The organism is Roseateles sp. (assembly GCF_965229315.1).
In the GTDB taxonomy this organism is placed as follows: Bacteria; Pseudomonadota; Gammaproteobacteria; order Burkholderiales; family Burkholderiaceae_C; genus Pelomonas.
The window spans coordinates 2,563,027-2,582,006 of the sequence record NZ_CBDDJA010000002.1; the positions used below are offsets into that span (position 1 = coordinate 2,563,027).

17 protein-coding genes and 1 pseudogene are annotated in these 18,980 nt (G+C 67.9%); 12 read left to right on the top strand and 6 right to left on the bottom strand.

Translation table 11 applies throughout. The features are described 5' to 3' along the window. Nucleotides 1–27 precede the first annotated feature (27 nt). Nucleotides 28–891, top strand: a pseudogene (locus ACO07H_RS16780) (IS3 family transposase); the annotation flags it as partial. A 15-nt stretch (nucleotides 892–906) separates the two neighbouring features. Here the strand turns inward: ACO07H_RS16780 and ACO07H_RS16785 are convergent. Then, complete coding sequence (locus tag ACO07H_RS16785) at nucleotides 907–1,533, bottom strand: TetR/AcrR family transcriptional regulator (RefSeq protein WP_422016179.1); 627 nt, start codon at nucleotides 1,531–1,533, stop codon at nucleotides 907–909. A 266-nt stretch (nucleotides 1,534–1,799) separates the two neighbouring features. Here ACO07H_RS16785 and ACO07H_RS16790 point away from each other — a divergent pair, with 266 nt between their 5' ends. Genes ACO07H_RS16790 through ACO07H_RS16815 form a run of 6 tightly spaced genes read left to right on the top strand, consistent with a single transcriptional unit; the run spans nucleotide 1,800 to nucleotide 8,096 of the window. After that, nucleotides 1,800–3,029, top strand: a complete 1,230-nt coding sequence (locus tag ACO07H_RS16790; RefSeq protein WP_422016181.1) for a DsbA family protein — start codon at nucleotides 1,800–1,802, stop codon at nucleotides 3,027–3,029. Then, nucleotides 3,026–3,310: a hypothetical protein gene (locus ACO07H_RS16795; RefSeq protein WP_422016183.1), complete on the top strand. Its 285-nt coding sequence runs from the start codon at nucleotides 3,026–3,028 to the stop codon at nucleotides 3,308–3,310. The genes ACO07H_RS16790 and ACO07H_RS16795 overlap by 4 nt, the downstream gene beginning before the upstream one ends. A 4-nt stretch (nucleotides 3,311–3,314) precedes the next feature. Continuing rightward, a complete protein-coding gene (locus ACO07H_RS16800) occupies nucleotides 3,315–5,105 on the top strand; it encodes an arylsulfatase (RefSeq protein WP_422016185.1) in 1,791 nt (596 codons plus the stop codon). After that, nucleotides 5,102–6,352 (top strand): YncE family protein, encoded by a 1,251-nt coding sequence (locus ACO07H_RS16805; RefSeq protein WP_422016187.1) that lies wholly within the window; start codon nucleotides 5,102–5,104, stop codon nucleotides 6,350–6,352. Before ACO07H_RS16800 ends, ACO07H_RS16805 begins: the two co-directional genes overlap by 4 nt. Next, on the top strand, nucleotides 6,349–7,140 hold the full coding sequence (locus tag ACO07H_RS16810) for an SDR family NAD(P)-dependent oxidoreductase (protein WP_422016189.1): 792 nt from the start codon (nucleotides 6,349–6,351) through the stop codon (nucleotides 7,138–7,140). Before ACO07H_RS16805 ends, ACO07H_RS16810 begins: the two co-directional genes overlap by 4 nt. Nucleotides 7,141–7,145: 5 nt before the next feature. Next, nucleotides 7,146–8,096, top strand: a complete 951-nt coding sequence (locus tag ACO07H_RS16815) for a haloalkane dehalogenase (protein WP_422018650.1) — start codon at nucleotides 7,146–7,148, stop codon at nucleotides 8,094–8,096. On the opposite strand, the gene ACO07H_RS16820 is transcribed toward ACO07H_RS16815, so the two are convergent. Further along, on the bottom strand, nucleotides 8,059–8,727 hold the full coding sequence (locus ACO07H_RS16820) for a TetR/AcrR family transcriptional regulator (protein ID WP_422016191.1): 669 nt from the start codon (nucleotides 8,725–8,727) through the stop codon (nucleotides 8,059–8,061). The genes ACO07H_RS16815 and ACO07H_RS16820 overlap by 38 nt on opposite strands. 151 nt (nucleotides 8,728–8,878) lie before the next feature. Between ACO07H_RS16820 and ACO07H_RS16825 the strand changes: the two genes are divergently transcribed. Beyond that, nucleotides 8,879–10,018: a transporter gene (locus ACO07H_RS16825; RefSeq protein WP_422016193.1), complete on the top strand. Its 1,140-nt coding sequence runs from the start codon at nucleotides 8,879–8,881 to the stop codon at nucleotides 10,016–10,018. Nucleotides 10,019–10,049: 31 nt separating this feature from the next. Here the strand turns inward: ACO07H_RS16825 and ACO07H_RS16830 are convergent, their stop codons facing one another. Genes ACO07H_RS16830 through ACO07H_RS16840 form a run of 3 tightly spaced genes read right to left on the bottom strand, consistent with a single transcriptional unit; the run spans nucleotide 10,050 to nucleotide 14,011 of the window. After that, on the bottom strand, nucleotides 10,050–11,171 hold the full coding sequence (locus ACO07H_RS16830; protein WP_422016195.1) for a glutathione S-transferase family protein: 1,122 nt from the start codon (nucleotides 11,169–11,171) through the stop codon (nucleotides 10,050–10,052). Nucleotides 11,172–11,201: 30 nt separating this feature from the next. Further along, a complete protein-coding gene (locus ACO07H_RS16835) occupies nucleotides 11,202–12,872 on the bottom strand; it encodes a sulfatase-like hydrolase/transferase (protein WP_422016197.1) in 1,671 nt (556 codons plus the stop codon). Between the two features lie 53 nt (nucleotides 12,873–12,925). Next, nucleotides 12,926–14,011 carry an MBL fold metallo-hydrolase gene (locus ACO07H_RS16840; RefSeq protein WP_422016199.1) on the bottom strand — a complete coding sequence of 362 codons (1,086 nt, stop codon included), beginning with the start codon at nucleotides 14,009–14,011 and terminating at the stop codon, nucleotides 12,926–12,928. Nucleotides 14,012–14,249: 238 nt separating this feature from the next. Between ACO07H_RS16840 and ACO07H_RS16845 the strand changes: the two genes are divergently transcribed. The 3 genes from ACO07H_RS16845 to ACO07H_RS16855 are packed head-to-tail and all read left to right on the top strand — an operon-like array spanning nucleotide 14,250 to nucleotide 18,372. Further along, complete coding sequence (locus tag ACO07H_RS16845; RefSeq protein WP_422016201.1) at nucleotides 14,250–15,920, top strand: AMP-binding protein; 1,671 nt, start codon at nucleotides 14,250–14,252, stop codon at nucleotides 15,918–15,920. Next, nucleotides 15,920–16,954, top strand: a complete 1,035-nt coding sequence (locus tag ACO07H_RS16850) for a formylglycine-generating enzyme family protein (protein WP_422016203.1) — start codon at nucleotides 15,920–15,922, stop codon at nucleotides 16,952–16,954. Before ACO07H_RS16845 ends, ACO07H_RS16850 begins: the two co-directional genes overlap by 1 nt. Continuing rightward, entirely contained in the window at nucleotides 16,951–18,372 is a 1,422-nt protein-coding gene (locus ACO07H_RS16855) for a DUF1254 domain-containing protein (protein ID WP_422016205.1), read from the top strand. Before ACO07H_RS16850 ends, ACO07H_RS16855 begins: the two co-directional genes overlap by 4 nt. 28 nt (nucleotides 18,373–18,400) lie before the next feature. Here ACO07H_RS16855 and ACO07H_RS16860 read toward each other — a convergent pair whose 3' ends face one another. Next, nucleotides 18,401–18,637, bottom strand: a complete 237-nt coding sequence (locus ACO07H_RS16860) for a hypothetical protein (protein ID WP_422016207.1) — start codon at nucleotides 18,635–18,637, stop codon at nucleotides 18,401–18,403. 4 nt (nucleotides 18,638–18,641) lie between these two features. Between ACO07H_RS16860 and ACO07H_RS16865 the strand changes: the two genes are divergently transcribed. Next, nucleotides 18,642–18,977 carry a sterol desaturase family protein gene (locus ACO07H_RS16865; protein WP_422016209.1) on the top strand — a complete coding sequence of 112 codons (336 nt, stop codon included), beginning with the start codon at nucleotides 18,642–18,644 and terminating at the stop codon, nucleotides 18,975–18,977. Nucleotides 18,978–18,980: the final 3 nt, after the last annotated feature.

Genomic DNA, 18,980 nt, shown 5'->3' on the forward strand with positions numbered 1-18,980 from the left:
GGCGCATTGTTCACAGCGCTGGCGGTCGTGAGGTACGCGTTCATCAAGGCGCACGAGTCCCATTACAGCGTGCGCCGCATGTGCAAGGTCATGCAGGTGCACCCCAGCGGCTACTACGCCTGGAAGCGCGAGCCGCAGAGCCAACGGACCAAGGACGACCAGCGCCTGACTGGCCTGCTCAAGCAGGCATGGCTGCAGAGCGGCGGCGTGTACGGCTATCGCAAGCTGACGCCGGACATGCGCGACCTCGGCGAGCACCGCGTTGCGCGACTGCTGAGGCTTGAAGGGCTGCGCTCGCTGACAGGCTACAGGCGCCGTCCTGGGATGCGCGGCGGCAAACCTGCCGTGGTGGCGCCGAACCATCTGCAGCGCCAGTTCACGGTGGCCCAGCCCAACCAGTCCTGGGTGACCGACATCACCTACATCCGCACCCACGAGGGCTGGCTGTATCTGGCGGTCGTGGTCGACCTGTTCTCGCGTCAGGTGGTAGGCTGGTCGATGTGCAGTCGCATCGACACCAGACTGGTGTTGGATGCACTGCTGATGGCGTTATGGCGACGCCAACCCAAGGAGGCCGTCACGGTGCACTCCGACCAGGGCTGCCAGTTCACGGGTCATGAGTGGCAGGACTTCCTGCGCGGCCACAACCTGGTCAGCAGCATGAGCCGGCGTGGCAACTGCCACGACAACGCCGTGGCCGAGAGCTTCTTCCAACTGCTCAAGCGCGAGCACATCCGTCGGCAGGTCTATCCGACCCGCAACGACGCCCGCGCCAACGTCTTCAACTACATCGAGATGTTTTACAACCCCAAGCGGCGCCACGGCACCGCCGGCGACACTTCGCCGGTCGAGTTAGAACGACGCCATTCCAAACGGCTCACGGGCGTCTAGGAAACCCGGGGCGATTCAGCTCCGTCTTGCCATTGGAGGAACAAATCGCTGAATCAGGTAGGTGGAGATCAAGCGCTGCAGGTAGTCCTTGAGTTGGGGCGGATTCGCCGGGCGGCTCAGGGCTTGGTAGCAACCCACAACCGCCAGATAGAACAGCGCAGCGAGTTCCGCCGCCGTGTGGGCATCGCCGGTCAACTGAAGGAACTTGTGCTCGAACAGGCTCATGCGCAGCGCGTCGGCCTCGGCCAACATGCGCGCCACGGCCTCGTCGCGCCGCGCCAAGCCCCGCAAGGCCAACTCAAAGCGCACGTGCTCCTGCTTGTCGCCAATCTGTGCCAACGCAGTTTCCAGAACCTGCTCCAGGTCGGCGCCGGGGTCGGTCGCAGCCTGAGCGCGCAGCGCGGCATCAACAGCGAACTGCTGGCTGCGCCATCGTTCCAGCAGTTCCTCCTGGAGTTCGGCTTGTCCGGTGAAGTGCCAGTAGAAACTGCCGCGCGAGACCCGCAGCGCTTTGGCAATCTGCAGCACACGCAACTGGTCGAAACCGCCCGCCACGACGGCAGCGTGCGCGGCGATCAGCCAGTCTTCTCGTGTCAGCGGCGGGCCAGCCGGCCGCAGGCGCTTGCGTTTTGCTGTTGTCATCAGACCCCGGGCACTCCCCAACAGACACCAGTGTACTGAGGTGCTAAATTCATTCTCAAGACACATGTGTACTGTTTGCATGGCACCACCGGGACCGCAATGACCCCCACTTCCCCGTCAGCCCAATCCATGGTTGCGGGCATCCAAGCCGTCCGCGCACAAAGCGGGCCACGCTGATGTTCCTACGCAGCCTGCTGATGCCGGTGCTGAGCCAGCACTGGCTGTCGCGTGAGCGTTTGCTGAAGAAGCGCGCCCAGGCTGAACGCGTGCGCCGCGCCAAGGGCGAGCCCCACCGCATTCATTACTTTCACCAGGTTGACGACCCTTACAGCGCGCTGCTCGCAATCTGCCTGCCGGCGCTGACGCAGCGCTACGGTGTCGAACTCGTCGCACACGTGGTGGGCCCGCCGTCGGATGCCGTTGCGCCGGACCGTGACCGTCTGGTGGCACACAGCCGCAAGGACGCGCAAGCGCTCGCGGCGCACCATGGGTTGGGCTTCCGCGACCCCGGCGTGCAACCCTCTGACGCGGCGCTGCAGCGGGCCACCCGCATGCTGGTCAGCGCCGCCGAACGAGGTGGTTTTGTCGAAACCGCCGGGCCGCTTTCCGCCGCGATGTGGGACAGCACCGCAAACAGCACCCCGGGCAATCTGGCGGCGCAGGAACAGCCCGAGGCCAGCGAAGACCAGGTGACGGCGCACCTCGATGCAGCCAACGCCTTGCGGCGGCGGTTGGGTCACTACCTGGGCGCCACGCTCTACTACGCCGGCGAGTGGTATTGGGGCATCGACCGCCTGCACCATCTGGAGCAGCGCCTGCAAGACCTGGGCGCGCAGCGAGATGGCATCGCCGGTTTCCTGTTCGCCCCAGACGCGGACCTGAACGCGTCCGCGCCGCTGGATGACTCACCGCCGATCGACTTCTATTTCTCCTTTCGCAGCCCCTACTCGGCCATCGTCGCACCGCGCGTTTTCGAACTCGGCCGTCTGGCCGGCGCGCCGGTGCGCCTGCGCTATGTGCTGCCCATGGTGATGCGCGGGCTGCCCGTACCGCGTGAGAAGCGCATGTACATCAGCCTGGACGCCGCACGCGAGGCCCACCTGCGTCACACGCCGTTCGGCCGCCTCAACGATCCGGTGGGCCGGCCGGTGGAGCGCGGCCTGTCGCTGATGCCCCTGGCCGAACGCATGGGCAGGGGCCAAGCCTACGTGCTGTCCTTCATGCACGGCGTGTGGGCCGAGGGCATCGACGCGGGCAGCGACCGCGGCCTGCGCCGCATCGCCGAGCGCGCCGGCCTGCAGTGGGACGAAGCCTGCGCGGCGATGCGGGAGTCTGCCTGGCGCGAGGCAGCCGAAGCCAACCGCGTCGAGATGCTGGGCCTGGGCCTGTGGGGCGTGCCGACGTTCCGGGTGCGCGACACCGCGGTCTGGGGGCAGGACCGCCTCTGGGCGGTTCAACAGGCGCTGTTCACTCCCAACTCCGCGAGCACCTCATGAAGCTGACGATCAACTACCTGTTCCGCGCGCTGTGCCTGCTGGCCTACACGATGGCACTCGCCAGGCTGGCCGGGCTGCTGCCTGCGGGCACCTTTGATCGCGCCCCGCTCGTGGCCGGCATGCTGCTGTTGGTGCATGCCGCAGAGCTGGTCGTGGTGTTCAAGCACGTGCGCCTGTACCGGGGCGCACTGGCGGTCAGCGTCCTGCTGACGCTGCTGTTCGGCCTGCTGCACTGGAAGCCACTGGCCGACCAGCAGACCCGCGCGCGGCAGCAAGGCTGAGCCCATGAAGACCACGCTGATCGAGCTGGGCCTGGCCAGCGCACTGCTGGCCGGCGGCGGCGCCCTCGCCGCGAACGCGCCGCCCGCCCCGACGCCCAGGCCCAACATCGTCGTGCTCGTCGCCGACGACTGGGGCTACACCGACGTGGGCGCCTTCGGCGGCGAGATCGCCACGCCCAACCTCGACGAACTGGCCCGGCGTGGCGTGCGCTTCTCCAATTTCCACGTCGCTGCGTCGTGCTCGCCCACGCGCGCCATGCTGCTCACCGGCGTGGACAACCACCGCAACGGCCACGGCAATCTGCGCGAGACCATGCCTGGCGCGCACCTGGGCCAGCCCGGCTACCAGGCGACGCTCACGCCCAACGTGGTGACCGTGGCCACGCTGTTGCAGGCCGGCGGCTACCGCACCTCGGTGGCCGGCAAGTGGAACGTCGGCAACGAAGCCCGGAACCTGCCGAACCAGCGCGGCTTCGACCGCTCCTTCATCATGGGCGACACGGGTTCCGACAACTGGGAGCCCGAGAAGCGCTACCTGCCGCATGCCGCCAAGGTGCACTGGTTCGAAGACGGCCAGGCACCGGCGATGCCCAAGCAGTTCTATTCGTCCACCTTCTTCGTCGACAAGACCATCGAGTACCTGCGCGAAGGGGCCGCCAGCGGCAAGCCCTTCTTCGCCTATGTGGGCTTCCAGGCCAACCATGTGCCGGTGCAGGCGCCGCAGGCTTTCATCGACAAGTACAAGGGCCGCTACGACAGCGGCTGGACCGCGCTGCGCGAGGCGCGGCGCGCCAAGGCGATAGAACTCGGCCTGGTGCCGAAAACCACGGCCATGGTGACGATGGGCACCACGCTGGACTGGACCGCGCTGAGCCCGCAGGACAAGCAGTACCAGGCACGGCTGATGGAGGTGTATGCCGCCATGGCCGACGCGATGGACCACGAGGTGGGCCGCCTCATCGCCCACCTGAAGTCCACCGGCGAGTACGACAACACGGTGTTCGTCTTCCTGTCGGACAACGGCCCCGAGGGCTCCGACTACAAGGAAGCCGATCTGTGGCTGCGCTTCAACTACAGCCGCGACCTGGACCGCCTGGGCGGCCCCGGCGCTTACGTGGTGCCCGGGCCGTCATGGTCCAGCGCGTCCGCCTCGCCCTTGAGCACGTTCAAGTTCTATGCCGGCGAGGGCGGCATCCGTTCACCGATGATCATCAGCGGCATGGGCGTGGCCGCGGCCAACCAGATCCACGCCGGCCTGGCCCATGTCACCGACATCGTGCCCACCTTGCTGGACCTGGCGCAGGTGCAGCGCCCAGGCACCACCTACCAGGGCCAGCCCATCGAGGCACAGACGGGACGCAGCCTGCTGCCGGTGCTGGCAGACCCCAGTGCGCGCGTGCGCCGCAGCGACGAAGCCCTGGGCTACGAACTGGCCGGCAACAAGGCCTTGTTCAAAGGCGACCTGAAGCTGGTGCTGAACAACCCGCCGGTGGGCGATGGGCAATGGCATCTGTACGACCTGCGCGCCGACCCGGGGGAGACCAAGGACTTGCAGACGGCCCTCCCCGCGCAGTTCGCGGCCATGCAGGCAGACTACGACGCCTGGGCGCGTGCCAACGGCGTGCTGCCCATGCCTGCGGGCTACAACCCGGTCAGGCAGGTGTTGATCAACTCCTTCGTCAACTACTGGATCCCCACCTACTGGCCGCACGGCGTGGTGGCCTTGCTGGTGCTGCTCGGCGTGCCGGCCGTGCTGCTGGTGCGTGCCAGACGCCGCCGCGGCGCACCGCGGTGAGCGCCGGTTACCTGGACAGCCCCTGGCCGGCCGAGGACGCCGGGCCGCAGCGGCTGCAGCAACCTCGAAGCGGCGCCGGCCTGGGGCTGCGCACCGGCGAGACCTTGCGTGCCACCACGCGACGAACGACGATGTCCACGATGACGGTGCTGGGCGCGCCGGGCGAGGTCTATCTGCTGACGCACTCGGCGCTGCGCGCCCAGATCGGCCTGCCCACCACGGCCTGCGTCGAACGGATCGACCCCACGACGCTGAAGCCCCAGCAGCGCTCACCGCGCCTGCGCGGCGGGCCGATGTGGCCCGGCGGCATGGCCATCCACCGCAACGGCGACCTCTATGTAGTCTATGGCCGCCACGCCCATCGTCTGACCCGCGACTGCCGGCCGCTGGCGTCGCTGCAGTTGCCCATGGACCAGCCATACAACTCGTTCGTCGTGCTGGACAACGGGCTGATCGTCACCAAGAACCTCTCGGCCGGCACGCCCGCGCGCCTAACCGTCATCGACCCCGGATCGCTCACGCCGGCCTGCGCCGATGTCGAAGCGCCCGAGCCGTCCATCGCCAGGCTCAGCGCCAGGGGCGACACGGTCTACGTCGTGGGTGTGCGGTCCATCTTCCGCTACCACTGGCGCGACGCGGCGCGAACCCTCACCTTCGATCCTGACTGGCGCTTCGACTACATCGGCGACAGCGGGCAAAGCCACGGCTGGGACGTGGTGCTCGCCGACCAGCACGCCTGGTTCATGGACAACGGTGCGCACCGCTACCGCCACCGCATGCTCGGTGCCGGCGTCAGCCGCACGGCCAACCGCCTGATCCGCGTGTCGCTGACCGCGGCTGCCGATCACCAGGCGCTGGACGTCAGCGGGCTGCCCGGCGGCAGCATCACCAACCCGCCGCTGGTCGATGCGCAGCGTGGCATCGTCGTGGGCTACGACTCGGCCAACGCGGTGCTGCGGGCCTGGCGCTTCGACGCCGGCCTGCGCACGCTGACGCCGCTGTGGCGCAAGGCACCCTTCGGTTGCGCCAGCCACATGGTCCTGTACCCCGACACCGGCGAGGTGGTGGTCAACGACTACTGCCGCCACGGCGAAGAGGTGGTGGTGCTGGACATCGCCACGGGCACGGAGCGGGGCCGTGTGCGCACCGGCGGCCTGATGCAGGGCGTGGTCTTTCCCAGCCCCGGCTGGGGGCGTGATCTCTATTGGTCTTCGATGGGCCGTCTGGCCCGGGTCTCTGTCGCATGAAGAAAAACATCCTCATCACCGGCGCCGGCAGCGGCATCGGCCTGGACACGGCCTGGGCGCTGGCAGCGCGCGGGCACCAGGTCATCGCCACCACGTTCGATGAACCGCAGGCCGCCAGCCTGCGCGCCCAGGCGGCGTCGCGCGGCGTGGCGCTGCGGGTCTTCAAGCTGGACATCACCTCGGCGGCCGACCGCCAGCAGATCGAGGCGTTGGAGCTGGACGTGCTGATCAACAACGCCGGCGTCGGCGAGTCGGGTTCGCTGGCCGAGGTGGACATGGACCGCGTCCGCCAGGTGTTCGAGGTCAACCTGTTCGCCACCCTGGCGCTGACGCAGGTGGCCTTGCGCGGCATGATCGCGCGCCGGCGCGGCACGGTGCTGTTCGTCAGCTCCATCGCCGGCCGCGTGCCCATGCCGTTCCTGATGCCGTACGCCATGACCAAGTTCGCGCTGTCGGCAGCGGGCGCCGGCCTGCGCGCCGAACTCAGGCAGTTGCGCTGCAACGTGCACGTGGCGCTGATCGAACCCGGGGCCATCCACACCGGCTTCAACCAGGCGATGACGGAGCGCAAGTACACGTGGATGGGGCCGCACTCCTACTTCGCCGGCCAGGCCGAACGCATGAAGGCCGAAGAGGCGCGCACCTTCGCATTCCTGGAAGCCAAGTCCACGCGCTCCATCGTCGCGCAGATGGTCAAGGCCGCCGAGGCCGGCAAGCCGCGCTTGCGCTACGTGGCGCCCTGGATCCAGGGCTTCGGTGTGCGCCTGGCCCGCATCTTCGGGGTTTGACTACCGTGCCAACGCTGCCCGTGGTCACCCAGTTCCTGCGCACCGACGAAGCCCGCTTCGCCGAGGTGCCCGACTTCCCATACAGGCCTCGCTACACCGTGGTCGGCGGCCTGCGCATTGCGCACATCGACGAGGGCCCACGCGACGCCCCGGTCGTGCTGCTGATGCATGGCGAACCCGCCTGGTCCTTCCTGTACCGCAAGATGATCCCGGTGCTCTTGCGGGCCGGCTTTCGCGTGATCGCGCCCGACCTCGTCGGCTTCGGCCGCTCGGACAAACCCACCCGCGCCGCCGACTACTCCTACCTGAACCACGTGCTGTGGATGACGGCCTGGATGGAAGCCAACGACCTGAAGCACCTGACACTGTTCTGCCAGGACTGGGGTTCCCTGATCGGCCTGCGGCTGGCGGCCGCCGCACCGCAGCGCTTCGACCGCATCGTGCTGGCCAATGGCGGCCTGCCCACCGGCACCACGCCGGTCCCCCGGGCCTTCAAGCTCTGGCGCGCCTTCGCCCGCTACAGCCCGTGGTTCCCGATCGGCCGCATCGTCAGGAGCGGCTGCGTGGCGGGCCTGACGCCGCAGGAGATGGCGGCCTACGACGCGCCCTTCCCGACCCGCCGCCACCGGCTCGGCGCACGGCTGTTTCCCACCTTCGTGCCCACCACGCCGGACGACCCCGAGCGCGAACGCAATGAAGCAGCCTGGGAGGTCTTCAAACGATGGCACAAACCGTTCCTCACCCTCTTCAGCAACCGCGATCCGGTGACGCGCGGCGGCCACCGCATCTGGCACGAACGCGTGCCAGGGGCCCAGGGGCAGCCTCATGCGGTGACCCGCGGCGCCGGTCACTTCCTGCAGGAGGACCGGGGCGCCGAAGTGGCTCAGGCCATCGTGTCGTTCATCAATGCGACCCCGCTCACGTCGCCTGCGGCACCGTCGCCAGCAGGGCCTTGACGCCCAGCCGCATGACCTCGCGGGCCTGGTCGGCCGGCAGGCCCTGCTCGCGCCGCAACCGGATCCAGGCCTCGAAGCTCAGCATCAGGTCCAGCGCTTCCAGCAGCCGGGCATCCTGCGCCACGGCCGGCGGCAACAGGCGCTGCAAGAGATCGCGCTGCAGCCGGGCCGCATCCATCAGGTTCTGTGTCAGGTAGGGCGACTCATGCCGGTGCACCTGAGCCGCCAGGTGCAGGGCCGCAGTGCGGTCGTAGATGTCGCTGCGGTGATCGATGCTCAGCAGCACGCGTTCCTGCCAGGTCGGGGCATTCAGGCGTGCCTGCAGCAGCGGCTGAATCTGCACATCCACATCGATGCTGATCTCGCGGTACAGCGCGTCCATGTCATCGAAGTGGCGGAACACCGTGCGCAAGCCCACGTCGGCACGCTGGGCCACCTGTTCCGCGGTGGGCGTGATGTGGCCCTCGAAAACCAGCGCCGTCAGGGCATCGACGATCTTCTTGCGCGTGGCGATGCTGCGGTTGACCCGACCGTCCGGCTTGGCGCTTCCCTGGCTCGCGCCGGACGGATGGGTGCGATGGGCTCCTGCCTCTTGCGTGCTGTGCCGGGAGCCTTTTGAGGTGCTTTGCATGGCGGGATTCTGCCGTTCCTTAGGGCGCCGCACTCCGGCGGCGTGTTCGCGCCAGGCCTGCAGCGCCCTAGCGTAAGTCCGTAGGCACGGATCGAAACAAAGAAATGACACTATACATGCCATAAGAAAATTCACATCCGGAGACTCAAGCATGCACCCCATCAAGTTTCGCCACTCCCTGTTTGCGATCGCCATCGTCAGCACCTTCGCCGGCTCCTTTGCAGGCACCGCGCTGGCGGCTGACGGCTTCAAGGTCCGCTTCCCCTTGTCGGGCACGCTGGGCGGCGAGATCGTGGCGCAGGTCGAGAACCCCGGGTTCTTCGTCAGTGGCTCGGTGACGCAGATCGAGATCGACAAGATCACCGACGGCACGGGCAACGCCTTCCAGCAGACCCGGGCTGGCGCGTTCGCCACACCCGCGCCCATTGCCGGCGCCGTGCGCACGGCCTCGTATGCCGGCACCATCGGCATCGACCTGAAGCAGTCCCAGACCAACACCAATCTCATCCTGGGCTACCAGACCCAGAAGGACTATGGCGGCGGTCACCTGGTGTTCGCGTTGAACCTGCCGTACACCACGCGACTCAGCCGCGAAACCACCTACAGCGGCACAACGCCCACCTTGACCCCCCTGGCGCCGGCCCTGACCTCGCCGCCGTTGCCGGCCGGCACGGCGGCCACCGCGCAGGCAAGTGCCCAGGCCGGCTTCAACACGGCCTACCAGGCCCAGTTGAGCGCGCTGTCGAATGCGGGCACCCGCGCCGTCGACGGCGCCGGCGATGCAGAGGTCACCGCAGCCTGGGTCTACCGCAGGGACGACCTGAAGGTGGTCACCGGGTTGACGCTGGCCATGCCCACGGGCCAGTACGACGCGGCAAGCCAGATCAACATCGGCTTCGGCAACTTCTACACGCTGCGTCCGGGCGTGGCGGTGGCCTACAACCCGTCCGCGAACTGGACCTTGGGCGCGCGGGGCAGCCTGGCGTTCAACACGCGCAACAAGGACAACCAGATCAAGAGCGGCAACTACGGCGCGCTGGACCTGGCGGCCGCCTACCGCTCACCCATCGGCGTGTTCGGCCCCCACGTGCTGATCGTCAAACAGTACGCCGATGACGAAGGCGGCGCGCTGGGTGCCAATCGCCTCAGCTCCACCGGCGCGGGCGTGTTCTTCACCACGTTGATCCCGAAGCTCGAGGCCGCGGTGAACCTGTCGTACATGACGACCTTGAACTCGCGCAATTCGCTGAGCGGCTCGTTCTACCAACTGCGGATCAGCAAGGCGTTCTGACACATCGGGGCCGCAGCGGCGGCCCCTTCTCTCAGGTGACGCCAGCGGCGCATGCCGCCACGCGCACGCCATGCAACCGCAGCCTGGGGATGTCCAGCGCCAGCAGGTGCTCGCCGCCGATGGACGCCAGCCAGGCGCGCACCTGCTGCTGCCCTGACGGTTCCATGCTGCGGAACACGTCCAGCGTGCGCTGCGCCATCCACAAGGTGTAGGGCAAGGCGGCACGGCGGAAAAGGCCGTGGCCCATCGGCACCTCGACATCGGCCAGCCCGCGCGGCAACAACTGGCCTGCCGGCCAGGTCAGCAACTTGGCCTTGACCTGCGCGTTGATGCCTTCCAGCAGCGGCAGGAACTCCCTTGCAATCGCCTGGAACACCGGCACCAGGGTCAGCGGGATCTGGTCGTCGGCCTGCAGCGCAGGCGGGGTCAATCCTTGTGCAGGCACGGGTTCGGCCATGCGGTCGATCCAGGCCCGCAGATGTGGGCGTGGCGCAATCAGCTCGCGGGCCGGCCAGGGGTCGCGTCCGAGGTGGCCGTACATGGTGCCGACCAGGCCGAAGTCCCCCAGCGTGGGGCGTTCACCGAAGAGAAAGCGATGCTGTTCGAAATGCGCGTCCAGCAGATCGAGCATGCCCAGCATCCAGGCGTCCATCACCGAAAACTGCGCCGGCCGCACGCCCACGCCATGCAGCATGGCGCGCAACTTCTTGGCCACCAGGTTCACGGCGCGCCGCTGCACGAAGCCGGGCAGGTAGGGCAGCAATGCAGCGCCCGCGTCGCGCTCGAACAAGGCGTAGTTCTCGGGGTAGGTCCAGCGCGTGTGCATGGCCAGCGGCACCCACCATTCGTCGCCCCAGGCTTCCATCAAGTGGGACGCGAAACGCTGCACCGGCGTGGCCGGATGGACCGGCAGACGCGCCACCCGGGCTTCGACGTGGTCGATGATCCGGCTGGTGTCGTTGATCCACTCGCCTTCGGGCGTGACCAGCACCGGCATCACGGCCGCGCCCGTCTTGCGCTTGATGCGCCACATGAGCGTGGCCATGTCGACGGCTTTCTGCTCGAAAGGCAGCTGCTTGTAGCGCAGGTAGCACATGGCCTTGCCGGTGAAGTACGACAGGTGCCAGCCGTACAGCGTGTACAGGCCACTCAAGGGCGGCCTCCTTTGTGCATCATGCGGGTATCAGTTGGGGTAGTACACGTACTCGTCGCGGGTCGTCGTCGGCTGCTTCATCGAGTGGTCGATCGCGATCGGCCCGGCGCCGAGGGATGGCCACATCGGCTGGTGCTGGGTCTGGTTCCATGCCAGCAGTTGGGCCTTCAAGGCCGCCACGCGTTCGGGTTCGCGGCTCGCCAGGTTGACTTTCTCGGTGGGATCCACAGCCAGATTGAAGAGCCAGTCCTTCTTCGGTGCTTCGGACACCTGCAGCTTCCAATCACCCGCGCGCACCGTGAGGTAGGTGTCCGTGCGCCAGAACAGCAGGTCGTGCGGGCGCCCGGGCGCATCGCCCTTGATGAAGGGCAGCAGGTTCACGCCGTCGATGAGGCGGTCCGCGGGCGTCTTCTGCCCGGCCGCGGCGGCGGCGGTGGCAAAGATGTCGAAATGGCTGACCGGTGCCGTCGCGGTGGCGCCCGCAGCGATGGTGCCCTGCCAGCGCATGAAGAAGGGCACGTGGATGCCGCCTTCGAAGAACGTCGCCTTCCAGCCGCGGTAGGGCGAATTCAGGCCTTCGATGCCGACGTAGTGCGCGCCGCCGTTGTCGCTGGTGAAGATGACCAGCGTGTTGTCGTCCAGGCCCTGGTCCTTCAGCGACTGCAGCACGCGGCCGATGTTGCGGTCCAGCGAGCGGATCATCGCGGCATAGACGCGCATCGTGTGATCAGGGATGAAGCTCAGCGCGTCATAGTCCTCACGCGTGGCCTGCAGCGGCGTGTGGGGCGCGTTGTAGGCCAGGTACATGAAGAAGGGCCGGTTCCTGTTGGCCGCCACCACCTTGACCGCCTCGTCGGTCAGGTAGTCGGTCATGTACTTCGGCGGCTGGAAGGGTTCACCGTCCTTGAAGCGCACTGCCCAGGGCTCGGCGGCCCACAGGAACTTGTCGATGGGGTCGAAGTCCTGCATGGAATTGACCACGTTCGGGTCCTTCGCGGGCAGGTACATCGAGGCGCCGTGCAGGTGCGACAGCGACTCGTCGAAGCCATGGTTGTAGGGCCTGAACTGCGGGCTGTCGCCCAGATGCCATTTGCCCAGGTGCACCGTGTGATACCCGGCACCCTGCAGCAGCTTGGCCAGCGTGATTTCGCTGGTCGGCAGGCCCATGTCCTCGTAGGGAATCAGGTCGGCCTCGCGCTCGGGGTGATAGACGGGCTTGACCAACTGATCGGCCGGCGCCATGCCCGTCACGGCCTTCATGAACTGCTTGGGCGTGGGCGTGAACTCGAAGCCGAAGCGCGTGGCATAGCGCCCGGTCATCATGGCCGCGCGCGACGGCGCACAGGTGGCGTTGCCGGCATAGCCGTTGCGGAAATCGACCCCTTGCGCGGCGATGCTGTCGATGTGGGGCGTGGGCACCTTGCCACCGGCAATGCCGCCGCCATAGCGGGTGATGTCGTTGAAGCCCAGGTCATCGGCCACGATCAACACGATGTTGGGCGGGCGGCGTGGCGCATCCGTGGCGACAGTCGACGCAGGCGGCCCGGCCTGCCACGTCACCGCACGGGGCGGCGCGTAGTCCTTGTGCACCCAATATCGCGTGGTCAGCAGCATCACGCCCGCGCGTCCGCCCACGGCATAGAACGCCACCGCAGCCAGCACCAGCAAGGCCGCGATAGCCCAGACCACCCGTTTGATCATTGCGTTGTCTCCAGTTTTCTTTGGTGTCGACGCCCGCAAGGAGGCCCCGAGGCTCAGGGCCGCCTGCCCATCTCGACCGCCTTGCTGCCGGCCGGCAGGGTGAACCAGTCACCGTCCAGGCCGATGTGCACGGGGCCGGTGTAGATCTGCTCCGCGCGCTGCAGGAACACCGGGTCCAGCCCCGACAGCGGCAGCGGCGGCACGATGTGGTTGAACACCAGCGCCTTCACGCCGGCTGCCTGGGCAATCTCTGCCGCCTCCTCCGGTGTCGTGTGGTAGTTCAGGACGTCATGCATGATCTTGGCCAGGTTCTGGCGCCCCGCCTGGCGAAAGCCTTGCTCCAGCAAGCCCAACAACTGCGGCGACAGCGCTTCGTGCAACAGCAGGTCCACCCCCTGCGACTCGCGCGCTACGGCGGCGTTCTTGCTGGTATCGCCGCTGATGACCACGCTGCGGTCCTTGTAGCGGATGCGGTAGCCCACGGCCGGGTGGACGGGACCATGATCCACCGCGAAGGCCACGATCTGCAGATCGGGCTCGTCGATCAACACCTGGCGCCCGGTGTCCGCGGGCAGTTCGAACGGCCGAGCCGCGCCGCCGAAGCCGGCGGATGGCGCCACGGCTTCGCCGTGGTGGGCCGTGCGGTAGCCCTTGTCGAGGGTGTAGGCGTCGTTGAAACCCTGCAAGACCTTCTCCAGCCCCGAGGGGCCGTGGACCGGCAGCGACTCCTGGGACGTGCGCTGAATCCAGCGCTGCAGCATCAGTTCTCCCAGGCCGTCGATGTGGTCTGAGTGGTAGTGCGTCAAGAACAGCGCTTCGATCTGCCCGGCGTTCAGCCGCATGCGGGAGATGCTGCGGCCCGCGCCGGAACCCGAATCGAAGATGAACAGGCGTCGCCCCGCCACCACCGCAGTACAGGGGCCGCTGCGCTTCTCGTCGGGGAACGGCGAGCCGGCGCCACACAAGCCGACGTGCAAGCCATCGGGCAGCGCCGCGAGCGGGTCGGCGATGGCGGTCATGGCCGTCACTTGCCGCGCCATCAGTGCCACTGTGATCGGCCCGCGCTGCCACCAGGCCAGTGCGGCGACCAACGTCAGCAGAGCGCCGATCCACAAAGGCACTTTCGCGGGACGCTGCATCAGGTTTTCCTTCAATGGTGCGACCCCAAGGGCGCGTGCTGCGCATCTTGCGGCGGGACAGCGATCCCGGCCAGTAGGGAGGGCCCGCTTGCGGGTCCGGATTTATTGTGGCATTGTCAGTGTCATTATATTTCCATCACTCGGAGCAGGTTCACCCTGCCCTTGAGAATGACGGCGTCGGCAGCCCCGTGAGCCTGTCGTGACCCTCAGGCCATCCTTCACCGCCCAGCAGAGCAGCATGGAAAAAATCTGGCTCAAGAGCTACTCGCCAGGCGTCCCGGCCGAAATCGACGTGGCTGCGCTCGGCTCCATCGCCAGCCACTTCGAGAAGTCAGTGGCGCAGTATCCGGATCGCCAGGCCTTCATCAGCGGCTCCACCGGCGTGTCACTGACCTACCGGCAACTGGACGACTTGAGCCGCCACGTCGCGGCCTATTTCCAGTCGGTGCTGCGCCTGCCCAAGGGCACGCGCGTGGCACTGATGATGCCCAACCTGCTTCAGTACCCGGTGTGCTTGTTCGGCCTGCTGCGCGCCGGCTATGTGGTCGTCAACGTCAACCCGATGTACACCCCGCGCGAGCTGGAGCATCAACTGAGGGACGCGGGCGCCGAGGCGATGGTGGTTGTCGAGCTGTTTGCACACACCCTGGCCAAGGTCATCGCCAACACAACGGTCAAACACGTGGTGGTCACCGGCCTGACCGACATGCTGCCCTTCGCGAAACGCGCCATCGGCAACTTCCTCATCCGCACGGTCAAGCGGGCCGTGCCCGCCTATCGGCTGCCGGGCAGCGTGGGTCTGCGCGACGCGCTGGCGCGGGGCGCCGCGGCGGCCTTCAAGCCGGTCGACCTGCAGCCGGACGACCTGGCCTTCCTGCAGTACACCGGCGGCACCACCGGCGTGTCCAAGGGCGCGATGCTGACGCATCGCAGCGTGCTGGCCAACGTGGAGCAGACCCGCGTCTGGTTCGACCCCATCATCGACAAGCACGAGGCGATGATCAGCGTGACCGCCATCCCGCTGTACCACATCTATGCGCTGGGCAACTGCCTGGGTTGCGTCGGCACGGGCGGCACCAACGTGCTGGTGGCCGACCCGCGCAACATGCCCGCCTTCGTCAAGGTGCTGTCCAGGCACAGGTTCGCCAGCCTGCCGGCAGTGAACACGCTGTTCATCGGCCTGCTCAACGACCCGGGCTTCGCCAAGCTCGACTTCAGCAAGCTGCTGTTCGGCATCGGCGGCGGTGCGGCCGTGCAGCGGGCGGTGGCCGAGCAATGGCAGCAGGTGACCGGCGCGCCGCTGCTCGAAGGCTACGGCCTGACCGAATGCTCGCCCACCGTGGCCGCCAACCCCTTCGACCTGAAAGCGTTCGGCGGCGGCATCGGCCTGCCAATGCCGTCCACCGACATCTCCATCCGCAACGGCGAAGGACGCGAACTGCCGGTCGGCGATGCCGGCGAGCTGTGCGTGCGCGGCCCGCAGGTGATGAAGGGCTACTGGCAGCGGCCGGGCGAGACCGCCGCGGTGATGACCGAGGACGGCTTCCTGCGCACCGGCGACATGGCGGTCATGGACGACCGCGGCTTCCTGAAGATCGTCGACCGGCTCAAGGACATGATCCTGGTCTCGGGCTTCAACGTCTACCCGAACGAGATCGAAGAGGTGGTGATGATGCATCCCGCCGTGCTTGAAGTGGCGGCAGTGGGCAAGCCGCATGCGGGTACCGGCGAGGCGGTGAAACTCTTCGTCGTGAAGAAGTCCCCGGAACTCACCGAAGCGGCGTTGATGGCGCATTGCCGCGAGAACCTCACCGGCTACAAGATGCCGCGCGAGATCGCGTTCCTCGATGATCTGCCCAAGAGCAACGTGGGCAAGATCCTGAGGCGCGAGTTGCGGGATCGCGCCTGATGCTCGACGGCATGACACGAAGCGGCTGGCTCCTGGCCGGGGCCGTGGCGCTGGTGGCCGCGGGCGCCGCCGGTGCGTGGGCGATGCTCACCCGACCGGCGCAGAACGCCGGCGCCGAGCGCGCGGTGTGCACGCTGCCGGCGCCGACGGCTGCCAGCCCGCATCCCGGCATGGTCTGGGTGCCGGCGGGCAGCTTCGACATCGGCGACACGGTGTACCCCGAAGAAACGCCACGGCGCCCCCGGCGTGTGGAAGGCTTCTGGATGGACCGGACCGAGGTCACCAACGACGAGTTCAGTGCCTTCGTCACGGCCACGAACTACGTGACCGTGGCCGAGCGCGCCGTCGACCCGGTGAAGAACCCCGGCCTGCCGGCGGCACTGCAACGGCCGGGCGCAGTCGTGTTTGTCATGCCGAGCGGCCTGCAGGGACAGGGCGACGTCACCCAGTGGTGGCGCTACATCCCGGGCGCGAACTGGCGCCACCCCGGTGGGCCGAAGACAAGCATCGAAGGCCACGGCGCTTTTCCCGTCGTCGCGGTCACGATCGAGGATGCGCAGGCCTATGCACGCTGGAAAGGCCGCGCCTTGCCCAGCGAAGCGCAGTGGGAGTGGGCCGCCCGCGCGGCACGGGACGAGCCGATGCCGACGCACGATCAGCCGAAGGAGGCGAACACCTGGCAAGGCGTGTTTCCGGTGATGAATGCCGGCGAGGACGGTTTCATCGGGCTGGCCCCGGTCGGCTGCTATGCACCGAACGCGCTGGGCCTGCACGACATGATCGGCAATGTCTGGGAACTGACGGCCGACGCGTGGACACCTCACCATGGCGAGGCCGATGCACCGCCGCCTGACCAGGTTCCGCCAGGCATGCGCGCGCGTGGCGCCGCGCAACAGGTCATCAAGGGTGGCTCGTTCCTGTGCGCGCCGAACTACTGCATGCGCTACCGCGCCGGTGCGCGCGAGCCGCAGGACCGCGACCTCGCCGCCAGCCATCTCGGATTTCGCACCATCCTCGTCGCCCCGGGACCGTGAGCACCGTCATGCCGCTGTCGTCTGCCCGTCGCCGACGCGCCTGGCTGCGTGGGCTGATCGCATGGCTTGTGATCGTTGTGCTGGTGGCTGCGCTGCTGTTCAGCCAGCGCGACAGGATCGTCGCGGGCGCCGAGGCCTATCTCTACGGCTACCCCTTGGTGATCATGGCTGTCACGCGCAGCCAGGCCGCCTTGAGCGTCGGCCCGGAGAACCAGTTGCGCCGCGTGCGCCAGTTTCCCGACGCCAGCTTCAAGGGCGTGGTGCGGCCCAACGTCGACACGCTGTACACCACCGCGTTCATCGACATGGCCCAGGGGCCGTGGGTGTTCGAGATGGCCGCCAACGACCAGCGCTATGAGGTCATGCCCTTCATGGACGCCTGGACCAACGTCTTCGCCGCACCCGGCACACGCGCCAGTGGCACGGGCGGGGGCAAATTCCTGCTGGTCGGGCCGACCTGGCGAGGTACGGTGCCGCAAGGCATGCGGCTGCTGCAGTCGCCCACGCGCATCGTCTGGCTCATCGGCCGCACGCAGACCCACGGTACCGCGGACTACCCGCTGGTCCACCGGCTGCAGGACGGCGTGACCTTGCAGCGATGGGCCGATGGCGCGACCGGCAGCGTCACCCATCGTGTGACCCACGGCGCCGCGGCCCAGCCAGCGTGGCAAGCCAGCGCCGAACCTACGAGGCCACCCTTTGAGCAAGTGCAGGCCCTGAGCACCGAGGCCTTCTTCACGCGGCTTGCCGCGCTGATGGTGGACAACCCCGCAGCCGCTGCCGACGGCCCGATGCTGGCCCGTCTGTCGAGTCTGGGCATCACGCCCGGCCAGCCTTTGCGCTGGAGCCTGCTCGACCGCTGGTGCGTCAGCCTGGGCCGCTGGGTCGCCGACTTCAAGTTGGCGCGTGAACTGAAGAAGCCGCGCCAAGGGGTGCGGGGCTGGTCCACACCGCCGCGGAACCTGGGCCAGTACGGCATCGACTACGCCACCCGTGCCGGCGTGGCAATGGTCGGCCTGGGTGCCAACCTGGCTGCCGACGCCCTCTATCCGAACGCGCAGGTCGACGGCCAAGGTGAGCCCCTGGACGGCAGCCGCCGCTACCGCCTGCATTTCAAGGCCGGCGAACTGCCGCCCGTCAAGGCCTTCTGGTCGGTGACGGCCTACGGCGCCGACGACTACCTGATCGCCAACCCGATGCAACGCTACGCGCTCGGTGACCGCGATCCGCTGGTGTTCAACGCCGATGGGTCACTGGATCTGTGGATACAGGCGGACGAGCCCGCTGCGGACAAGAAGAACAACTGGCTGCCGGTCAAGGCCGGCGCGCGCTTCCTGCTCAACGCACGCCTGTACTGGCCCGAGGACGCCGCACTCGACGGACGCTGGGGCATGCCGGCCGTCGAGCGGCTCCACTGACCGCTGCCTGCCAGCGTCAGCACCCCTTTCAGAACCCGCCATCCGACGAGTCCGCGTGCAAGCCCAGACCCTTCAGATGATCGCCGTCGTCGGCGTGCTGACCGCCTTCGCCCTGGCCGAACTCGTGCAGGGCCGCTTCTTCGCCAGAGAGGCCACGCGCGAGGACAACAGGCTCGACGTCGCGGTCACGCTGCTCTTCCCGCTCATCAGCGGCGCAGTACTGGCCGTCGCCGGCGCGTTGTGCGCGCTGCTGATGCCTGACCAACGCGATGCGCTGGCTGTACCGGCACGCCGCGCTGCGACCGCTGGCCTGGATGCTGCAGCGCGTGATCTCGACGCCGGCCACCCACTTCGCGCACCACGCACTGGTGCAGGACGACGGCATCGGCCACTACACCGGCAACTACGGCAACCTGCTGTTCATCTGGGATGTGCTGCTGGGCACGGCCCACATCACCCAGCGCTACCCACCGGCGTTCGGCCTGGCCGACGACCGCGCGCACGGACCGGAGTCCTGGCGTGTGCAGTTCATCTATCCGCTGCTGCGCTCGCGCCGCGCCGGCACCGTGCTGGGCACGGGCGGCCATCGTCCGCCGGAGCCCTGACCG